Source organism: Trichocoleus sp. FACHB-591 (assembly GCF_014695845.1).
Taxonomy (GTDB): Bacteria; Cyanobacteriota; Cyanobacteriia; order FACHB-46; family FACHB-46; genus Trichocoleus.
Genome location: NZ_JACJPA010000064.1, coordinates 1 through 16,610 on the forward strand (window position 1 = coordinate 1; position 16,610 = coordinate 16,610).

At 47.2% G+C, this 16,610-nt stretch carries 19 protein-coding genes; 10 read left to right on the forward strand and 9 right to left on the reverse strand.

The features are described 5' to 3' along the window. On the forward strand, nucleotides 1-297 hold a 297-nt coding region (locus tag H6F90_RS12215), incomplete at its 5' end, for a response regulator (RefSeq protein ID WP_190552745.1). A gap of 22 nt (nucleotides 298-319) precedes the next feature. Here H6F90_RS12215 and H6F90_RS12220 read toward each other — a convergent pair. The 5 genes from H6F90_RS12220 to H6F90_RS12240 all read right to left on the reverse strand — a co-directional run bounded on the left by H6F90_RS12220 (nucleotide 320) and on the right by H6F90_RS12240 (nucleotide 6,556). Next, a complete protein-coding gene (locus H6F90_RS12220; RefSeq protein ID WP_190552746.1) occupies nucleotides 320-517 on the reverse strand; it encodes a hypothetical protein in 198 nt (65 codons plus the stop codon). An 889-nt stretch (nucleotides 518-1,406) separates the two neighbouring features. After that, nucleotides 1,407-4,904: an EAL domain-containing protein gene (locus H6F90_RS12225; protein ID WP_190552747.1), complete on the reverse strand. Its 3,498-nt coding sequence runs from the start codon at nucleotides 4,902-4,904 to the stop codon at nucleotides 1,407-1,409. 478 nt (nucleotides 4,905-5,382) lie between these two features. After that, the gene (locus H6F90_RS12230; protein WP_190552748.1) at nucleotides 5,383-5,637 is read right to left on the reverse strand and encodes a DUF433 domain-containing protein; all 255 of its coding nucleotides are present in this window, start codon (nucleotides 5,635-5,637) and stop codon (nucleotides 5,383-5,385) included. A 78-nt stretch (nucleotides 5,638-5,715) separates the two neighbouring features. Beyond that, complete coding sequence (locus H6F90_RS12235; protein ID WP_190552749.1) at nucleotides 5,716-6,123, reverse strand: response regulator; 408 nt, start codon at nucleotides 6,121-6,123, stop codon at nucleotides 5,716-5,718. 208 nt (nucleotides 6,124-6,331) lie between these two features. Beyond that, nucleotides 6,332-6,556 (reverse strand): hypothetical protein, encoded by a 225-nt coding sequence (locus tag H6F90_RS12240; RefSeq protein ID WP_190552750.1) that lies wholly within the window; start codon nucleotides 6,554-6,556, stop codon nucleotides 6,332-6,334. 376 nt (nucleotides 6,557-6,932) lie between these two features. On the opposite strand from H6F90_RS12240, the gene H6F90_RS12245 reads away from it, so the two are divergent. Continuing rightward, nucleotides 6,933-7,142, forward strand: a complete 210-nt coding sequence (locus tag H6F90_RS12245; protein WP_190552751.1) for a hypothetical protein — start codon at nucleotides 6,933-6,935, stop codon at nucleotides 7,140-7,142. Here the strand turns inward: H6F90_RS12245 and H6F90_RS12250 are convergent. After that, nucleotides 7,139-7,558: a response regulator gene (locus H6F90_RS12250; RefSeq protein WP_190552752.1), complete on the reverse strand. Its 420-nt coding sequence runs from the start codon at nucleotides 7,556-7,558 to the stop codon at nucleotides 7,139-7,141. The two genes, H6F90_RS12245 and H6F90_RS12250, sit on opposite strands and share 4 nt — an antisense overlap. Nucleotides 7,559-7,721: 163 nt before the next feature. On the opposite strand from H6F90_RS12250, the gene H6F90_RS12255 reads away from it, so the two are divergent. The 4 genes from H6F90_RS12255 (at nucleotide 7,722) to H6F90_RS12270 (ending at nucleotide 13,276) form a co-directional block, all read left to right on the forward strand. Continuing rightward, nucleotides 7,722-8,054 carry a hypothetical protein gene (locus H6F90_RS12255; RefSeq protein ID WP_190552753.1) on the forward strand — a complete coding sequence of 111 codons (333 nt, stop codon included), beginning with the start codon at nucleotides 7,722-7,724 and terminating at the stop codon, nucleotides 8,052-8,054. 1,118 nt (nucleotides 8,055-9,172) lie between these two features. Continuing rightward, nucleotides 9,173-10,279: a hypothetical protein gene (locus H6F90_RS12260; protein WP_190552754.1), complete on the forward strand. Its 1,107-nt coding sequence runs from the start codon at nucleotides 9,173-9,175 to the stop codon at nucleotides 10,277-10,279. Further along, a complete protein-coding gene (locus tag H6F90_RS12265) occupies nucleotides 10,276-12,531 on the forward strand; it encodes a ThiF family adenylyltransferase (protein ID WP_190552755.1) in 2,256 nt (751 codons plus the stop codon). Before H6F90_RS12260 ends, H6F90_RS12265 begins: the two co-directional genes overlap by 4 nt. 34 nt (nucleotides 12,532-12,565) lie before the next feature. Further along, nucleotides 12,566-13,276: a hypothetical protein gene (locus tag H6F90_RS12270; protein WP_190552756.1), complete on the forward strand. Its 711-nt coding sequence runs from the start codon at nucleotides 12,566-12,568 to the stop codon at nucleotides 13,274-13,276. 46 nt (nucleotides 13,277-13,322) lie between these two features. Here the strand turns inward: H6F90_RS12270 and H6F90_RS12275 are convergent, their stop codons facing one another. Further along, nucleotides 13,323-13,466 (reverse strand): hypothetical protein, encoded by a 144-nt coding sequence (locus tag H6F90_RS12275; protein WP_190552757.1) that lies wholly within the window; start codon nucleotides 13,464-13,466, stop codon nucleotides 13,323-13,325. A 95-nt stretch (nucleotides 13,467-13,561) separates the two neighbouring features. Here H6F90_RS12275 and H6F90_RS12280 point away from each other — a divergent pair, with 95 nt between their 5' ends. Both H6F90_RS12280 and H6F90_RS12285 read left to right on the forward strand, forming a co-directional pair. Then, nucleotides 13,562-14,197: a Uma2 family endonuclease gene (locus H6F90_RS12280; protein WP_370588005.1), complete on the forward strand. Its 636-nt coding sequence runs from the start codon at nucleotides 13,562-13,564 to the stop codon at nucleotides 14,195-14,197. 56 nt (nucleotides 14,198-14,253) lie between these two features. Next, entirely contained in the window at nucleotides 14,254-14,496 is a 243-nt protein-coding gene (locus H6F90_RS12285; protein WP_190552758.1) for a hypothetical protein, read from the forward strand. On the opposite strand, the gene H6F90_RS12290 is transcribed toward H6F90_RS12285, so the two are convergent. Further along, nucleotides 14,497-14,808 (reverse strand): hypothetical protein, encoded by a 312-nt coding sequence (locus tag H6F90_RS12290; RefSeq protein WP_190552759.1) that lies wholly within the window; start codon nucleotides 14,806-14,808, stop codon nucleotides 14,497-14,499. Between the two features lie 146 nt (nucleotides 14,809-14,954). Continuing rightward, a complete protein-coding gene (locus tag H6F90_RS31520; RefSeq protein ID WP_190552760.1) occupies nucleotides 14,955-15,170 on the reverse strand; it encodes a helix-turn-helix domain-containing protein in 216 nt (71 codons plus the stop codon). A gap of 205 nt (nucleotides 15,171-15,375) precedes the next feature. Here H6F90_RS31520 and H6F90_RS12300 point away from each other — a divergent pair, with 205 nt between their 5' ends. Beyond that, a complete protein-coding gene (locus tag H6F90_RS12300; protein ID WP_190552761.1) occupies nucleotides 15,376-15,975 on the forward strand; it encodes a hypothetical protein in 600 nt (199 codons plus the stop codon). 65 nt (nucleotides 15,976-16,040) lie between these two features. Further along, nucleotides 16,041-16,604: a hypothetical protein gene (locus tag H6F90_RS12305; protein WP_190552762.1), complete on the forward strand. Its 564-nt coding sequence runs from the start codon at nucleotides 16,041-16,043 to the stop codon at nucleotides 16,602-16,604. Nucleotides 16,605-16,610: the final 6 nt, after the last annotated feature.

A 16,610-nucleotide genomic window follows, 5' to 3' on the forward strand; every position in this document is an offset into this window, starting at 1 on the left:
CACGGCTACCAAGTGCTGGGTTTGGCAGAGGGCAGTAGCTTTTTCTCAACTCTGGCTCAGTTTCAGCCGCATGTTGTTTTGCTGGACTTGAAGTTACCCGGCATCAGTGGCTATCAACTACTAGAAGCACTGCGACAGAACATAGAGTTTCAACATTTACCTGTCATCGTCTTTACAGCATTCGCCTTTCGAACCGAACGCCAACGAGCGCTGCAATTGGGAGTGCAGGGTTATTTTGTCAAGCCGAGCCACCCAGAAGCGCTAGTCGCCGCGATTGAAAAAGTTTGTGCTAGATAGTCTTCTCGCTATCGAGAGGAGCTCAGTTCTGGTCTTGGTCTCGTTTTTGCTTTTCGGCAGTAACGAAGTTATCAATAACTTGAGTTAGCTCTTGCATACTTTGTCGGGTTGATTCGAGCTGTTGCTCTAGGTTGACGACTAAAAGCGTGACCGTTTGGAGTCGGTTGAGTCCAACCTCAATCGCATCTTTAACTTGGGACTCAAACTCATCGAGGTTCATAGAGCTATTCAAACAAGTTTTTCCTTAGGTTGCCCATTAGGGTATAGATTAGTACAGACCTTGAGAAGACCGAATTATAAGAGCGACCGTAGCTTTGTCAGCTTGCGGATTGGGAAGTTACGAACTTTCTGATTGGCTGGTAGGCGAGGGCAATCCCTTTAGTGCGGGCTAGGTAGGCGATCAGCGGCTTTGAGCTTCTAATGCATTCGGCTTCTAGTGGATTAGTAGCGACAGAAGCACTAGAGACAGCCTAAGGACAAAAAAGAGTTTGAATTGAATCACTCTTAAAGGCAAACCCCATGAGTCTACTAACTCTAATTAGGGAAATAACATCCTTAGTAGCTCCCTACTCAGCATTGGGTACAATAGTACTATTGCTTATCCAACTCTGTTGCTCCCTCTAGTCGATTATGACCAGAGGGTTTGCTTTTGAAACCAGGAAACAAATGTTTTGCTTGATATAGCCGCTATCACTAACCCGTCGGATCGTAGCTTGTTGTCTAACCTCCCGGACCCAGTACTCAAGTTACTCCATGAAACTTTGCTGACTCACAACGTGACGGCAACCGCCTCCTTTCTAACCGCGTTGGAAGAAACTGGATGGAGTGAGCCGCTGTTGTATCGGGTGTTCTTGACCCTACAACGTCAGTTAGGGGGCAAAGTGATAGGTTTACTCCAGCGGGCCCTGCCCTTGACCACGCAGCTTAGAAGGGTCCGTAAGGTATTGAAATTGTTGAGTAAACAGTTAGAGGACCTTTCTGATTCCAAGCTTTATTGTTGAGTCGAGTTAGAAGTTGGCTTGTCAGAGCCTAGTGAAGCTAGGAGCGAAAATTGACTGAAACTCAGCAGCCCCATCATTCATTGAATTGAGCTGCAGGCTATTCAGGGTTTACCACTGAAACCCGGCGGCAAGCAGAGCGGTTGCGGCTTGGCTATTGAGCGGCTTCGAGAAAAAGTATCCCTGTCCCTGCTCGCAATGTAGCCGGCGTAAATGAGCTAACTGCTCTGCTGTTTCGATGCCTTCTGCAACCACATTCATCCCTAAATTGTGAGCCAGCGTGATGATGGCTTGAACCACCTCCGCATCTTGAACCGCTTCTCGCATGGTGCTGACAAAGGAGCGATCGATTTTTAAGGTGTGGATGGGGAACTGGCGTAAACGGCTCAAGGAAGAATATCCCGTGCCAAAATCATCAATGCACAGTTGCACCTGAAGCGCCCGTAGTTGTCGCAGTAAAGCGGCTGACTCCGTATTGTTCATAATGCCACTTTCCGTAATCTCTAGTTTCAACGTATCTGGCCTCAACCCCGTTTCCTGGAGAACTTGCTCAATTTGGCTGACTAAATTCGGTTGTGAGAACTGCTTGCTCGAGAGATTAACACTGATGCTCAGGGTTGAGGCAGTTGGAAACTGGGTTTGCCACTCCCGGAGCTGCCGGCAAGATTCAGTTAACACCCACTGCCCAATCGGAACAATCAGTCCTGTTTCTTCGGCGATCGCAATAAACTCGGCGGGAGAGATGAGCCCTTGCTCTGGGTGTAACCAACGCACTAAGGCTTCAAAGCCGACAATCCTGCCCGTGGTTAAGGAGACTAGCGGCTGATAAAACACTCGGAGTTCCTGCCGCTCAAGCGCCCAGCGGAGGGCCATTTCTAATTGCAACAACGACATGGCCTGGTTGTGCATTGCGGTGTCGAAAATCGCAAAGCGAGCTTTACCTTGCTCTTTGGCTTGATATAGAGCCGCATCCGCATCCCGTAGCACATCTTCCGGTTGGTTATAGCCCGTCGCACTCAAGGCAATGCCAATACTCACGGTCGTAAACACTTCATAGCCATCGAGGTTGAATGGCAGTTGTAATGCCTGGTGAATCTGCTCTGCCACAGTTGCGGCGTCGTTGGGAGCGGCAATGGGGTCGAGCAAAATGGTGAATTCATCTCCTCCCAAGCGGGCAATGGTATGGGCTGGGTCGAGACAACTCGCTAAGCGCTGAGCGATCGTGACGAGGAGCTGATCGCCAACCAAGTGACCCAAGCTATCATTGATGACCTTGAAACGATCAAGGTCTAGAAACAGCACCGCAAAGGCGTAATTAGAACGCCGTTTAGTGCGGGCGATCGCTTGCTTGAGTCGATCCATGAACAGCACGCGATTGGGGAGCCCAGTCAGAGCATCATGATAGGCATCATGAACGAGTTGCGCTTCCATCCACTTGCGTTCGGTAATATCGGTGGCAATGCCATCAATGCGAACCACCTGACCCGTGGCATCACGGATCACTCGGCGACGCTCATACAGCCAACGCACGCTCCCATCGGGTTGGAGAATGCGATACTCTAACTCCAGCTTTTTCTTCTTCCGCAGCGCTTGAGTGGCCGCCCGAACGCGCTTGAGGTCGTCTGGATGCACCACCTCAGACCACAAATTGGGGTGGTCAAAAAACTCTGTGACTGTACGATGATAGATTCGTTCAGCGGCAGGATTGAGATAGAGCGTTTCCTGGCTGGTGGCGGAAATGGACCACACCACATCTTCGAGGGAGCGAAGAATACCGTTGAGACGTTGCTCACCTTCACGGAAGGCAGCTTCGGCTTGCCGCCGCGCCGTCACATCTGTCAGCATGCCCAACGCCCCAATATAGTTGCTTTGCTCGTCAAACAAAGGGGCAGTTGAGAGCATAGTCCACACCGTTGTGCCATCTTTGCGGCAGAATTTGAAGTCGTGCATTTCTGGAATGCCTTGCTGTCGCCGCTCTAGATAGAGTTTAGCGAGGGCCTGACCTTCTTCATCCATAAAAGCAAACAGTGGCTGACCCAGCATCTCTTCAATGCTGTAACCCAGCATGGTGGCTGTCTGTTGGTTGACGTAGCTCGTCTGGCTGTTCTGGTCCAGCATCCAAATGCCTTCCGTCGCTGTTTCAACAATGCGGCGATACTGTTCTTCCTGTTGACGCAGGGCGACTTCGGCTTGTCTGCGCTCTGTGATATCTGTTTGGATGCCCACGCAATGAGTTAAGTATCCCTCCGCATCAAACACAGGTGCTACATACAGTTCATTCCAGAAGGGGGTGCCGTCTTTGCGGTAGTTTTGCAAGGTTACCTGACACTCTTGTTGGGCTTGGATGGCAGAGCGCAATTGTTCCAGGGCGGGGGCATCGCGATTCGCTCCTTGTAAAAAGCGACAATTTTGCCCTATCGCTTCCTCTGCCCGATATCCCGTCATCGCTTCAAAAGCGGGATTGACATAGATGATGGGGTTGTCAGATTGGCTCGCATCCGTTAAAACAATGCCATTGCTGCTGGCGGCGATCGCCCGCTCCATCAAATGTAATCGCGCCTCTGATTCGTGGCGGGCCAGAGCCGTCGCCAGAACGTTTGCGATCGCTTGCAAAAAGTGAACATCGTCTGGAGTGAAGGTGCGTCGCTCCGTGGTGTAGCAACTCAACACGCCAAAGGCTTGGGTCGGTCCGAGAATGGGCAAGCTGATGCCACTCACGACTCTGTGATTGTGCAATAAGGGCGGACCACTGAATTGAGTATCCACCTGGAGGTCTTCCACCAGCACAGGATTTTGGGTGAGCAGGGCAGAGCCGACTTGAGAATGTGCCTGAGTGCCCACAAGCGCTGTGCCCACGAGCCCGCTTTGCCACCCAATTCCGGCTTGGAGCAGTAAGGTGCTGTCATTGGGCAGGAGCTTCCACAGGCCACAAAGGTTGACTTCTAGGACCTGGGCCACCAGCCTGACTGCCTTGTTGAACAACCCATTCAGCGCGACCCCAGCCAAGGCTTGTTGACCGAGCTCAGCCACCGCCGCCTGCTGCCGTGCGATTGCCTGAAACTGGGTTGCCGCTGCTGTCGGAGCGGCAGATGGAGCGTTGCGTTGCGTTGGCTGGGCTTGCTCTGTCCAGATCCAAAGAATGGCGAGTTGCGCTTCATACTCAACTAGTTCAGCGGAGACTCGGGTATCCCGCAACTCTCCATGAGCGGTCTGAAGCTGGAGCTCATAATTGACAAGGCGCTCTCCTGACTGAAGTCGGCTCAGCATTTGAGCCGGTTCTGTAACACTGGCGTAGAACTTGGCGTCAGTGGGGTCATAGACTTCACCCTGAGCCAAACCAAACAAAGGTGTGACAAGCTGATTTTGTAGCAGAACTTGCTGGTTCGCTAGACAGGTGATGGCCACAGGTAGAGGAGTCAACCTAACCAGTGTGGACCACAAATCTTTCCACTTCAAGGCCGTGTGTTGGCAAGCTTCGAGCGTTTGCTGGAACCCCTGCTGCCGTTGTGAGCCCTTAGCCTGACCGTGTTGATCCAACTGGAATAGAACCGGGTCCGGTTCATTTGAACCCAGCTCATAAGTCTGAAAGGAAGAATCCGCACCAGTCATACTTAGCTTCTCCAGGTGGCAAAATCAGCAACATAGCCAACTCCCTGAGGAGAATTTGACAGCGATCTCTTCCCTAGAATGGTCAGTCAAGCCATGAAGCGGGAGATGAACGAATCAGATTCAGTCGATGCCATGTCGCACAGAACAGATAGGGCTTATGTGAGCTAACGGCATAAAGTTGCGTTGGCAAAAAATAAACTCTGCAATTTTAGGATTCCCAGTCCGGAGATCAAGAGTCACCTTGTCTTTAGCTCTCTTGTACCAAGCTCGGAAAGGCTACCTGTGGTCTAATTTTATACTAGCTAGACTAAACAAAGTGTGTCTTTTTCGTAGAGAGAAACAGATAAATTTTGCGTGAAGCAGTTTCTGCGTCGTACTGCTCCTAGGGCACGTCCATCCTAATCATGGCTGAGGCAGTAAAAGCAAAGCCTTGATTCCAAAACCGCGGCTTCCTGAAGTATTAAATGCCACCTAGTGCCTAATTGCCTTGACGTAAGACATCAAGGGCATGCTTCAAATTCTGCTGGTTCTCGCACCACTCATACAAGGCCGCGATCGCCTCAGGTTGGATGCTGGTGTAATTCTTGGCTATGTCTTCCTGACTCCAGCCCACTTCAATTAAAGTCAAGACAAACCATGCAGACACGAGAGTTCCCTTAAACACTCTCACTTTACCCGTCACCTCAAGACTCAACTCAGTGTATTGGTTCAACAGTTCTCTTATCTCAGTCATCAACCCAGCCTTAATTGCGACAAACTAGCTCTCTAATGGTGTCGGGCGAAAGCGACCGCCCCGTCTCTACAGCTGGTTTTAGGGTGATGAAGTGTGGGCTTCTGCCTCAATCGCCTCAAGTAACTTCGTCAATGAGACGGGCTTGACCAGGTAGTGACGGGCTCCCAGTTTTAGCGCCCGCTGTTGCTCCTCTTGAAAGGCAAAGCCAGAAATCACAATGATTGGTAGTTGCTGCAAATGTGGTTGTTGCTGTAGCTCTTCTAGCAGCTGATACCCATCGACATCAGGCAACCCTAGGTCAAGCAACACTAGATTGGGTTGGCATTGTTCAATCGTCAGGAAAAAACCTGAGCCTTGTGCCAAAGTGAAAACTTCATAACCATAGTGACGCAGATAATCTCCAAGCAATTCACGATTCAAGTCGTTGTCCTCAACGAGGAGAATACGAAAGGCCGTGTTCCCTTGGCATTCTTCAGCATCAGTCATGGCATCACCTTGGCCCTTAGAATCAACTTTTAGCTCCGTAAAATGTTAGGAGATGACAACACTCTGCCATAGTTCAGGCTCAAACGCTCGCCCCTCCTGCATAGTGATGTTGCTCTTCCAGGGCGCTGCATAATAAGGATTGGTAGATAATGACCAAAGGGCTGGGTGCATTGCCCAACCCTTTTTTGTTGCGAACTGTGCCGAGGACTCAACACAACTTAGTGTTCATCATGCGACGCCCCAGGTTGTAAGTAACGCCCGTATCGATCGCGTGGATCTCAAGCAGTTCCAAGTCCCGCTCCCGCCCCGCCGCCGCGAAGCTGTTGTCAATGTACCGCCAAATCAAATCGACTGCTATGTGCTGCGTTTCGCAGTTTATACCCAAACTGCCTTTTGAAGCGTTCCAGGCGAAGGATAGAAGACCGAGGTTCATGGCAAGGAGAATCTTCCTTCTACAGTCCGGGTTGGGTTGCTTCTCTATAAACAATGTTGAGAGGGACGAGGCGAAGTCATTATTCATGGTTCTCATTCCTAAGGGTTGGCTAGAGGGAGAGGAGCACCTCTGCCCCAGCATCAGCTACTCGTTATCGGTATCAGCCCCATACAGCCAGTCACAATCGCTCCACGAGTCGGCACCTCTTAGCCACACGTCTCCCGGCCCCGTCTCGTAGGGCGCATCGATGCCGCCAAGCCAGTATTCATCGCTCATGCTTCCACAGCTACAAGCAATTAATACTTCTGTTGGTAGTTTTCACCTATGCCTCTTGGTGTAGAGAATACAGCTATTCCCTACAAGCCTTCCTACTTCCATGAGCACCAAGACGACACAAGTGGTCCTTTACTCCATCTATGTTGAGCAAAGTGCCATTGTGCTGTACCTCGACAATGGATTGGATTACAGACCAGGCCGTTTTATCTCTAGCCAAGCAGATTATCAAATGGCTTATAAATATGCTCTGCAACTAGCCAGCCAAAAAGGACTGACCTTGATCAACCAGGTCGCGGAAGCTTGCAACTAACGGCGATTGCCCCCCTCCTGAGAGTGCCCTAGAAGCTGGACAACAATTTCTATTAATGCATCCGGCAGGATTGGCTTCGTGAGGTATTGCTGAAAACCCAGTTCTAGCGATCGCTCTCGCCATTCCTTTCCGGCATACCCTGTCAAAGCGATCGCGGGCACCTGCCATCCTAAATCTGCTTCTAAGGTGCGTAATTCTCGAATGAGTGAGAAACCATCCTCAAACGGGAGTCCAATATCGCTAATGAGCAGGGTGGGATGCAACTCCTTAAACAGCTTGATCGCTTCCGAAGTGGAGAGCGCAGAGGCTACCTTGGCTCCACATTCCTCAAGCGTCAAAGTTAGTAAGAGCAGGGTATCGATATCATCATCAACCACAAGGATTCGTTGCCCCAGCAGAAGTGACCCCTGGCTCATTTTTCTGCTGCTCCTGTAAGCACCTGCAATTTACTAGTGTATTTAATCACTAATGCTTAGGGATTAGATCTCTATGAAATGGAAATAAGCAGACTCTACCTTTAGCTAGGGTAGTTTTGTATCTTAAGGCACTTAAATAAAGCAGTTGCTACTATGGGTCTCTGTGGAAGAACAGTTCTCACCTACGCAGAAGCAAGAACAAAGCTATCGCACAGAGTTGGTTAAGTGGGGAATAGAGCTTGAAAAAGCGATCCAAGTCGCCAGGATTCTGGCCCTCAATATTTCCAACGAGAGCCTGACGAGTAGCGAAGTCAAACTGGTTGAGGAAGTGTGCAACGAGTGGTTCGAGAAACGGAAGCAGTGGGAACGGTTCCAGCGGGTAACGGCTGAGCACAGCCCAGGGTCGCAGCAACCTTCCTGGGAGAATTACCAAACGGCAACTCAACGCCACGAGAAGGATTCTCCAACCAAATCTGATAGCGATGAAAAGGAATAATGACGCCTAGATCCTGTTTTTATTGCAGGGCTGTCAGGTGTACTGTGATACAAAGCAAAGTAAAATCAAGTTCCAAAAGGTAAGCGATCGCCCCTGTAGCGTAGAAGCAGGAGCGATCGTTTTTTTAGTGCCACCCCGCCCCGTACGGGTTGACAGAGATGGGGACGAGGTGTGAGAGCGAGCGCCAGCGGGAAGAACAGTGCGATTACAGGTTAGTTAATTAACCTGACCACAGCAATCCAAATTAGACGAGGGAAATCGACAAAGCTGTAACGACTTAGCTCAAAATGTTTATGGCAAACATTTTGATAGTTTGAGAGTCTGAAATGCTTGTGTAGCAAGGAATAGAGGATGGTTTGTAGATGTTCAGACTGCTATATATATTTAATAGCATCGTGAACATCTACAAACCACATGCAAACCCTTACTCAGAAAGGGTTTCAAGCTGCGCCAGAGTTGTTTGTCTCTCGCTCTATTGCCTTCCTCACGACACTTTTGCCAAAGCCGCCCCAATTTTGCTGACAAACTCTGAGTTGCGATCGCAACTCAGCACCAACTGATCAATCACTCGTATCATTGCCATGTAAGACAGCCTAGTCTCGTCCAAGCCGCTGTTGCTTCATCTCTGCGAGTGCCTCTGACAGGATTTGATGCATATCTACTCTGTCCAACGACCCGTATGGTCTAAGTGGTAGGAAGCGAACCTATGCCCTCTTGGTCCCCAATTAAGCGCGCTGCGTAGAGGCTGTGGAAATGAAGGGTTGCCTTCAGTACAACTGCGGCTAGGAGGTTGCTATGCAGATAATAGATCTGGCACCCATCCCAGCACCAGACTAGGTAAAAGCGTAGGCCATTCGCCGAACTGAAGTTATAATACATTAGTATTACTGAGAGCAATCCCTGTGTACATGTAAAAAGGCCTAGAAATCTTCATAGCCTTGTTTGGTGAGTTAAATATGTAGCGAGTTTTCTAATTTGAGTACTGGTCTCGAAACCTAGAGCAGCTGGGCTTGCGCTAGAGACAATCTTGCCAAAGCAGATTTTCAGCAGCCATCCTTAATTAGTAGTCCACTGCTCTCATTTGTCTTCAACATAACGACTAGGTGTCTTACCTAAATATGCATACTGTTACTTTTTATCCGACTGGAAACGCTGACACTTGTTTCATCGAACTTGCTAACAGACGGCGTATTATCTTTGACTATGCAAACACTTATGATCCAAATGATGAGAAAGACAAAAGAATTGATCTTGAAAAAGAAATTCGTCAAGTATTCGGGAGCGATGAAGAAGTAGATGTTTTAGCTCTGTCGCATCTTGATAAGGATCATTACAAGGGAGCATCTAAGCTTTTTTGGCTCGAACATGCTAATAAGTATCAGTCTAATGACCGAATTAAAGTTAAGACTTTATGGGTTCCAGCCGCTGCAATTCTTGAAGAAGGCATTGAAGATGAGGGTAAAATTTTTCGTGCTGAGGCGCGGCATCGTCTTAAGAAAGGTAAAGGAATTCGAGTTTTCTCAAACCCTAATGCCTTAAATGGTTGGTTGGAAGACAACGAAATTAATCCAAGCGACCGTCAGGATTGCATTACTCATGCTGGTCAACCAGTACCAGGATTCTCCCTCCTAAGTGATGGCGTTGAATTTTTCGTTCATTCACCTTTTTCTGAACGTTGTAAAGATGGAAGCCTCGTTGTACGAAACGACACAGCCCTTTTTATGCAAGTCACATTTGAGGTGAGTAGAAGAAAAACTCGTCTTATATTGTCAGCAGATTGCCCTTATGAGGTAATGGAAGCAATTGTCAGAGTAACGAAAAAGCATCAGAATGAAGACCGCCTTAGATGGGATATCAATAATATCCCGCACCATACCTCTTACCTCTCTCTCTCAGCCGATAAAGGTAGCCAAAAGACGATACCTACAGATGATGTAAGATGGCTGTATGAAGAACAAGGAGAGGCATTCGGGCTATTAATTTCAACAAGCAATTTGATTCCTACTGAGGACACGGTCCAACCACCCCATAAACAAGCTGCGGCTTATTATGAAGATGTTGCAACCAAGCTTCGTGGTGAGTTTCTTGTCACAATGAATGAACCGAAGCCAGATTCTCCAAAACCCCTTGTTATTGAAATTACAGGTTCAGGCCATAAGGTAAAAAAATCTATGTCCTCACCTGCAATAGTTATGACTACCAACAAGCCTCCACGTGCCGGATGACTCTACGACCATTTACAGGCGATTTTATATTGCCAGAGAAATTACGCTCTCCGCGCGCGCGCGCCCTTCATCGTTATTTAAACACTAAGCATTCTCTTTACTTTCAACTGATTGAGTGTCGGGCTACTAAGGACTTTGATATCCTTGTGGTCCAAGTCAGTGTTGAAGTTTGTCAGCACCGTAATATTGACATCAGGTCAAAAGAAATAGTAGCAATCTCATTTAAAGGTGATAGAGATACCCTACCTGGTTTCTATCCATTGAGATTCGATTTTCCTATTGATCTTGTGCATGTGATGGTCGATTGGAGTGCAGAATTTCCAAGTCTTTGCTTATGGGGAGAACCTTTTGAGGAGCTTCGGTCTAGGCTTACCCCTTACCTACTTCTTGCACGACTAAAAGAATGGCTTGAGAAAACTGCTGATGGAACATTGCATGACGATGAACAACCGTTAGAGCCAGTTTTATTAGGCTACAACGATCAAGTTATTATTCCAGGGGATGCAACAGTATCTGGCAAAAGATATGTTGCCTTTCGTTCAGAAGATGCACATAGACGAACAACCCTCTACTTTGTCGAGCAAAGAGAGACTACAAATGAGGAAAGACCTGGCTTTGTTTTGGCCGCGTTTACTGCTCCTACAATTACGCATCGGGCTGTAAAATACGCCCCTCGCAATCTTGAGCAACTGCATAGCCTGTTACATGAAATTGGCTTTGACATAAAAACAGAATTAACAAAGTGGGCACAACAAGTAAGGCGATATGAAGATTTAGTAGAAGCTAGACTAGTAATTTTGATTGAATTTCCAAAAAAGCGAACCGAAACGGGACTAGTTGAATCAACTGAATATTGGGCTTTCATCACAACACAGTCAATAGCTGCTCTCGGTGAAGCACTCGGTACACTTGTTGATGCTGGCTCGTATGGCATTCAAGCTGTGGGAGTTTTACTTGGTGAAAATACCATTAGTTCTGATCTAAAAAAAATCGAGATTTATGCGCTTGCAGTTCGACGCTGCTTGTCAAGCGAAACTTTATCAGTTCTCTCAGGTTATGGGGAAGAGTTACGACCTTCTATTACAGCTATAGGAGCTGGAGCTCTAGGATCAAAAATAATAGAGCTTGCAGCTCGCTGCGGCTTTGGTCAATGGTCAGTAATTGATAAAGACATCTTTCTGCCACATAACCTAGTAAGACATGTACTCGGTGATTGGGCAGTAGGAACGCCCAAGGCCAATGCCCTTCAAGATTTTGTTAACGACTTGGTTCCTGACAACCCGATAGGTAAGGTCGTTGTTGCTGATGTAATAAATCCTCAGAATAGTCAGGAGATAGATGATGTATTTAACAATGCTGATTTAATTCTTGATATGTCAGCATCTGTTTCAGTTGCACGTCAATTATGTGAACATGCTACTAACAAAAGACGTGCATCACTTTTTCTAAGTCCGAGTGGTAAAGATATTGTCCTTCTTCTCGAAGATGTTGAGCGAACAACCTCTCTTTGGGATTTGGAAGGCATATATTACAGAGCACTGGTGAGTGAGGATTCATTACAAGGGCATCTAACTGATGATCCACTAACGCGCTATGGAAATGGTTGTCGTGATTTGACAGCTCGAATTAGTGCTGATCAGGTTTCTACTCTAGCTGGTATTGGGCTTCGGCAGCTTATTCAACAGTACAAGGACTCTAACAGTTCAGCTACTGTCTGGCGTTCAAACTTGCAAAGTGGTGAGGTAAAAGCAATTAATTTATTATCCACTCCAGGATTTGAGATTAAACTCAAAAATTGGCGTGTTCGCTGGAATAAAGGCTTACTTAATGAGTTAGTTACTCAACGATTAGAGAGTTTGCCCAACGAAACAGGTGGTGTTTTGCTGGGAATTGTAGATCTTGAGCATAAGATGACAGTGGTAGCAGCCAGTATCCCGGCACCAGCTGATAGCGTCAAACGACCACACTATTTCGAGCGTGGAGTAACAGGATTGAACGATACTCTAGTAGAAACAGCGCGCAAGTCAGCAGGACAGCTCAGATACATTGGTGAATGGCATTCCCATCCCAACTGCGTAGGGGCACGTCCAAGCAGTGATGATGAAGGTGTTTTCGCGAAGCTTGGAGAAGTTTTTGATGAAACAAATGAATTCTACCTAATGGCCATTCTTGGAGATAATGAATTGTTTGTTCGCATAGGTTTAGATGGAAGTTTTGGAGAAGGTAGCATTTTCCTGTCAAACAGTAATTAAGAATTTTAAGCAAATTCAATAAAGGAAAGAAATTATGGGGTTACCTGACGCATACGTAGTAAGAGCAAGAGTAGCACCAGTAATCGTTGTCGGAATTCCTATATTAGCGCTGTTTATCAGTAATTTATTAACAGGAACAGAGCTAAAGAATTTAGCTGTTATCGGCATTGTAGGAATTACAGCTATCACTTTGATTGCTCAATTAGGGCGAGATTTAGGCAAAAAAATTGAACAAGCATTATATGAAGAATGGAATGGAAAACCGACGACGGTGATGTTACGTCATAGTAACGATCGCATAGACTCAATTACAAAAGCACGCCTTCATAATCGCCTAAGTGAAAAAGTTCCAAACCTTCATCTGCCAAACTCTGACGAAGAAAATAGCAACCCTCAACAAGCTGATATAATTTATGACTCAGCCGTTTTATGGTTGAGAAGTAATACTCAAGACAATAGTAAGTTCTTACGTCTTCATGAGGAGAACATTAGCTATGGATTTCGACGGAATCTCTTAGGGTTAAAGTTATTAGGATTGTTTTTAGCTTTTGGTATTGTAATCGTAAAAATACTTGTAGACAGACCATTTTCATTAGAGAAGATTAGTAGCTTTGTTCTTGAGCCAGAAATTATTGCCTCGGTCTTTTTAATCGCCTTCCTTAGTTTAATAGTTACAAAGAATTGGGTTAAATATGCTGCTGAGTCGTACGCATTTGCTCTTTTTAACGCAGCAGAGTCAATATAGTTTATTCTCAAGCAGTCTCTGCGAAGGGTCTTAGTAGAATCATCACTTAGAGCCTCACCCTCAAAATTTCCTCAAAGCTAACTTTTTCTCGGCGGTCGTCAAGCTTAGTGGTGCGAATATCCTCATGCGCTGCGATTTTCTGGGTAGTGTCACGACTCTCGCCGTTTTCTAGGTAGTTGGTCAACCGCATTGCTCGGAAGCTGCGCGGCACCGTCCTCGCTATCTGCATCAAATAGGCGGCGCTTGATCATAATCCTCGGCGTTGCACAGTAAGAAGCAACTATAGTGGAGACAGGAATTCAGGCGATCGCTATGGTTCAAGCCTTACCCAGCCTATTAAGCTTTGAAGAATTTCTCGACTGGTGCCCAGAACCAGGACGTTATGAGCTGATCGATGGAGTTGTAATCGAGTTGAACCCCACGGGTACTCATGAAAAGCTTGCTGGCTTCGTTGTGGCTGAATTAAATTTCGAGATCAGGCAGCAGCGTCTACCTTGCTTTATTCCTCGAACTTGCACAGTGAGGCCCTTCACTGACAGAGCAGGATATCTGCCGGATGTAGTGGTACTGGATGAGCAGGCCGTTAAAGATGATCCTCTATGGGAAAAGCGCTCGACCATTACTATTGGTAGGTCAGCTCGTTTGGTGGTGGAAGTAGCCAGTACCAACTGGCGAGATGACTATGGCCGGAAGCTCACAGACTACGAAGAAATGGGCATTCCTGAGTACTGGATTATCGATTACCTGGCGTTGGGTGCATCCCGGTACATTGGCTCTCCGAAGCAGCCCACAATCTCAGTCTGCTGCTTGGTAGACGGTGAGTATCAGGTGACTCGCTTTACGGGAAGCGATCGCATTGTTTCTCAGGCATTTCCAGGGTTACAAATTACAGCCAATCAGGTGATTGAAGCGGCAAGGTAAGCAATTAGGGTGCGGTTAGACTAAGGCCAACTACACCCTCAGCATTTAACATTGCTATGAACTCTGCCAAAGCATTTCAGCGATTGTTTGGTGACCTTGAGTACACCCTTGATGAGTTCTTGCAACTCCTACGGAGTCACGGATGGGGCGATCGTGACATTGAAAATGTCAAAAACTTTATTAATGAAGCCTTCCACAACATCTATCTGCACTCAACAACATTAAATGCGATTGAAGATTTACTGCCTGAGCCAATGCGGGCTTACTACTTCCATCTGCGGATGATTGAAAGCAAGTAACTAGCTGTTACCACCACAGCCATCGTATTGCTTCTTAACCAAAGCCCACATCTGATTTCCAGAGACACCGGGGACTGCTCTGGCTAGAGCGATCGCTTCTCTTGCAGTTGCCCGATCGCCGTCTAGGATGCACTGAATCAGCTCCATAGGCAAATCACTTGCAGCCGCAAGTTCTTCCGCAGACTTGCCAGCCAGAGCTTCTTGAATCGTCTGAGGCTCTGGCTTTGCCTTTTTCTGGATCGTTGCTGGTGGCAAGTCTTTGATTTGGACATCAATATAACCTCGTGCAAACAGCTCGATAAATCGAGTCATAGTTAACCCGTGAGCTTCACACTTTTCTCTGAAGCCTCGCTTACCCGTTGCGGTTAGGTCGAGATAAAGCTGAGACGACTTTGGCTCTCCCCGAGCGGATTTTTTCCTTTTAATACCCATGCAGACAAGCTTACCAAGGGACTGAACTATAAATTTTTTCTTCCCCGGTGATATGTAATGAGATCGCCGGGGGTGCAATTTAAGGTGTCGCACAAAATATCTAGCTGGTCAAATCGAATGCCTTTGGATTCATATTCCAAATACTGGTAAGCATTAACACTTCCAAGCCCTAGGATTTCGGCCATTTCCTTCTGTGTTTTTCCTGCCTTTTCTCGAAGCCTAGCCAAGTGCAATTCAATCATTTATCTAGCCTGAAGCCTTACGATACAACCATTATAGCAATTCTTACCAAAAAAATTTTGGTTAACCAAGAAATTTTTGGTATAATTGAAATAGAGAGAAATCAAAGCTTCTCTTCACAAGGCTTTCAGCTACACATAGATCAAAGAGCAGCCCCCGATGCCACTCAGAAAGCTGCTCTACATCCCCTAAATCAAGGAGAATATAATGACAGGATACCTCACCAGCGATGAGTTGGAGAATGGTAAAGCTTACCGTACTGGCTTATTTAGCGAAGACAGGAACTGGCTAGTTGCGCCATACGCCATCCCAGACGAGGATTGGGCAATCGTCCCCAAGCAGCAGGGAACTGCTTGGACCTTTGAAATTCACCACCATTACGGCATTGCCGAGAGCTGCCACAACTGGGCAACATTGGATGAGGCTATTGCAGATGCTCAGCGAGCCTTAGAGCCGTGCCTAGGACAGCTCGAAGAGTGGCTGGAGGCCGAGGCTGAAGCGATTACAGAAGCTATGGAAGAAGAACTTGAGGACATGAGCTGGTGGTACGGATTCAAGCTGTTGCGGCTGTACGAGCTGCTACCCACCCCACTACGAGCACTGCTGGGACATTGCGCCTTCGATTTAGTGGAGACGGATGGTCTGACCACCATGCGGCTAGAGTGCTCTTCTCAAGCTGTTTTTCGCAGAGTCCAGCGTAAGCAATCGAGCCTTAGAAACCGGCTGATGAAGGTGTTTGGTGCTATTGATCTGGCGATCGCCTATGGTGAAGAGGCAATCGTGATCCCTGCCACATACCAAAGATAAATTTAAGAAAAGTACAGACTAAATGCTCCTGGTAGAGACTAGGAGCATTTAGTCTGATTTTCAAGATGAGTATTTATTGGAATAAGGAAAAGCGGGACGGCGATATTTGGAAATCGAAAGAGCAGCGCGATCGAGATGAAGCCTGGGAATGGATTTATTTATGTAAGGAGCTACCGTATCCTTTCAACCACTATCAATTGCCACGGCTACCTGGAATCTATCTTGTTCTAGGTCACCTGGGACCAGAACATTTGAATTCCTACGTCACTACTAAAACGGGAAGACGAATCAGCATTAAAGAGAAGCTTCCCTTGTGGATCAGCCCGGACCAAAGACAGCAGGCTTTCTGCCATCCCCTGTATATCGGCACTACGCATGATCTTTATGAAAGATGGACAAGCCATGACCATGCAGAGCAAATTCAAAGACTGATGAATGCTGGGGTCAAAGTGCAATTTTTGCTATGGGTTATGCCACCATCTCCGAACTTTCGGGAGACAGAGGAAGAGAAGAATGCAAGAGAGGTGCGAGAAGAGTGTTTGAACAAAACTCTTCAGCCACTGCTTGATTTCAAGAGGCGGAGGGCGATATGCCGAAGGCTATGGCTTTTCTGCCGTGCAGCCCACTAGTTAAAG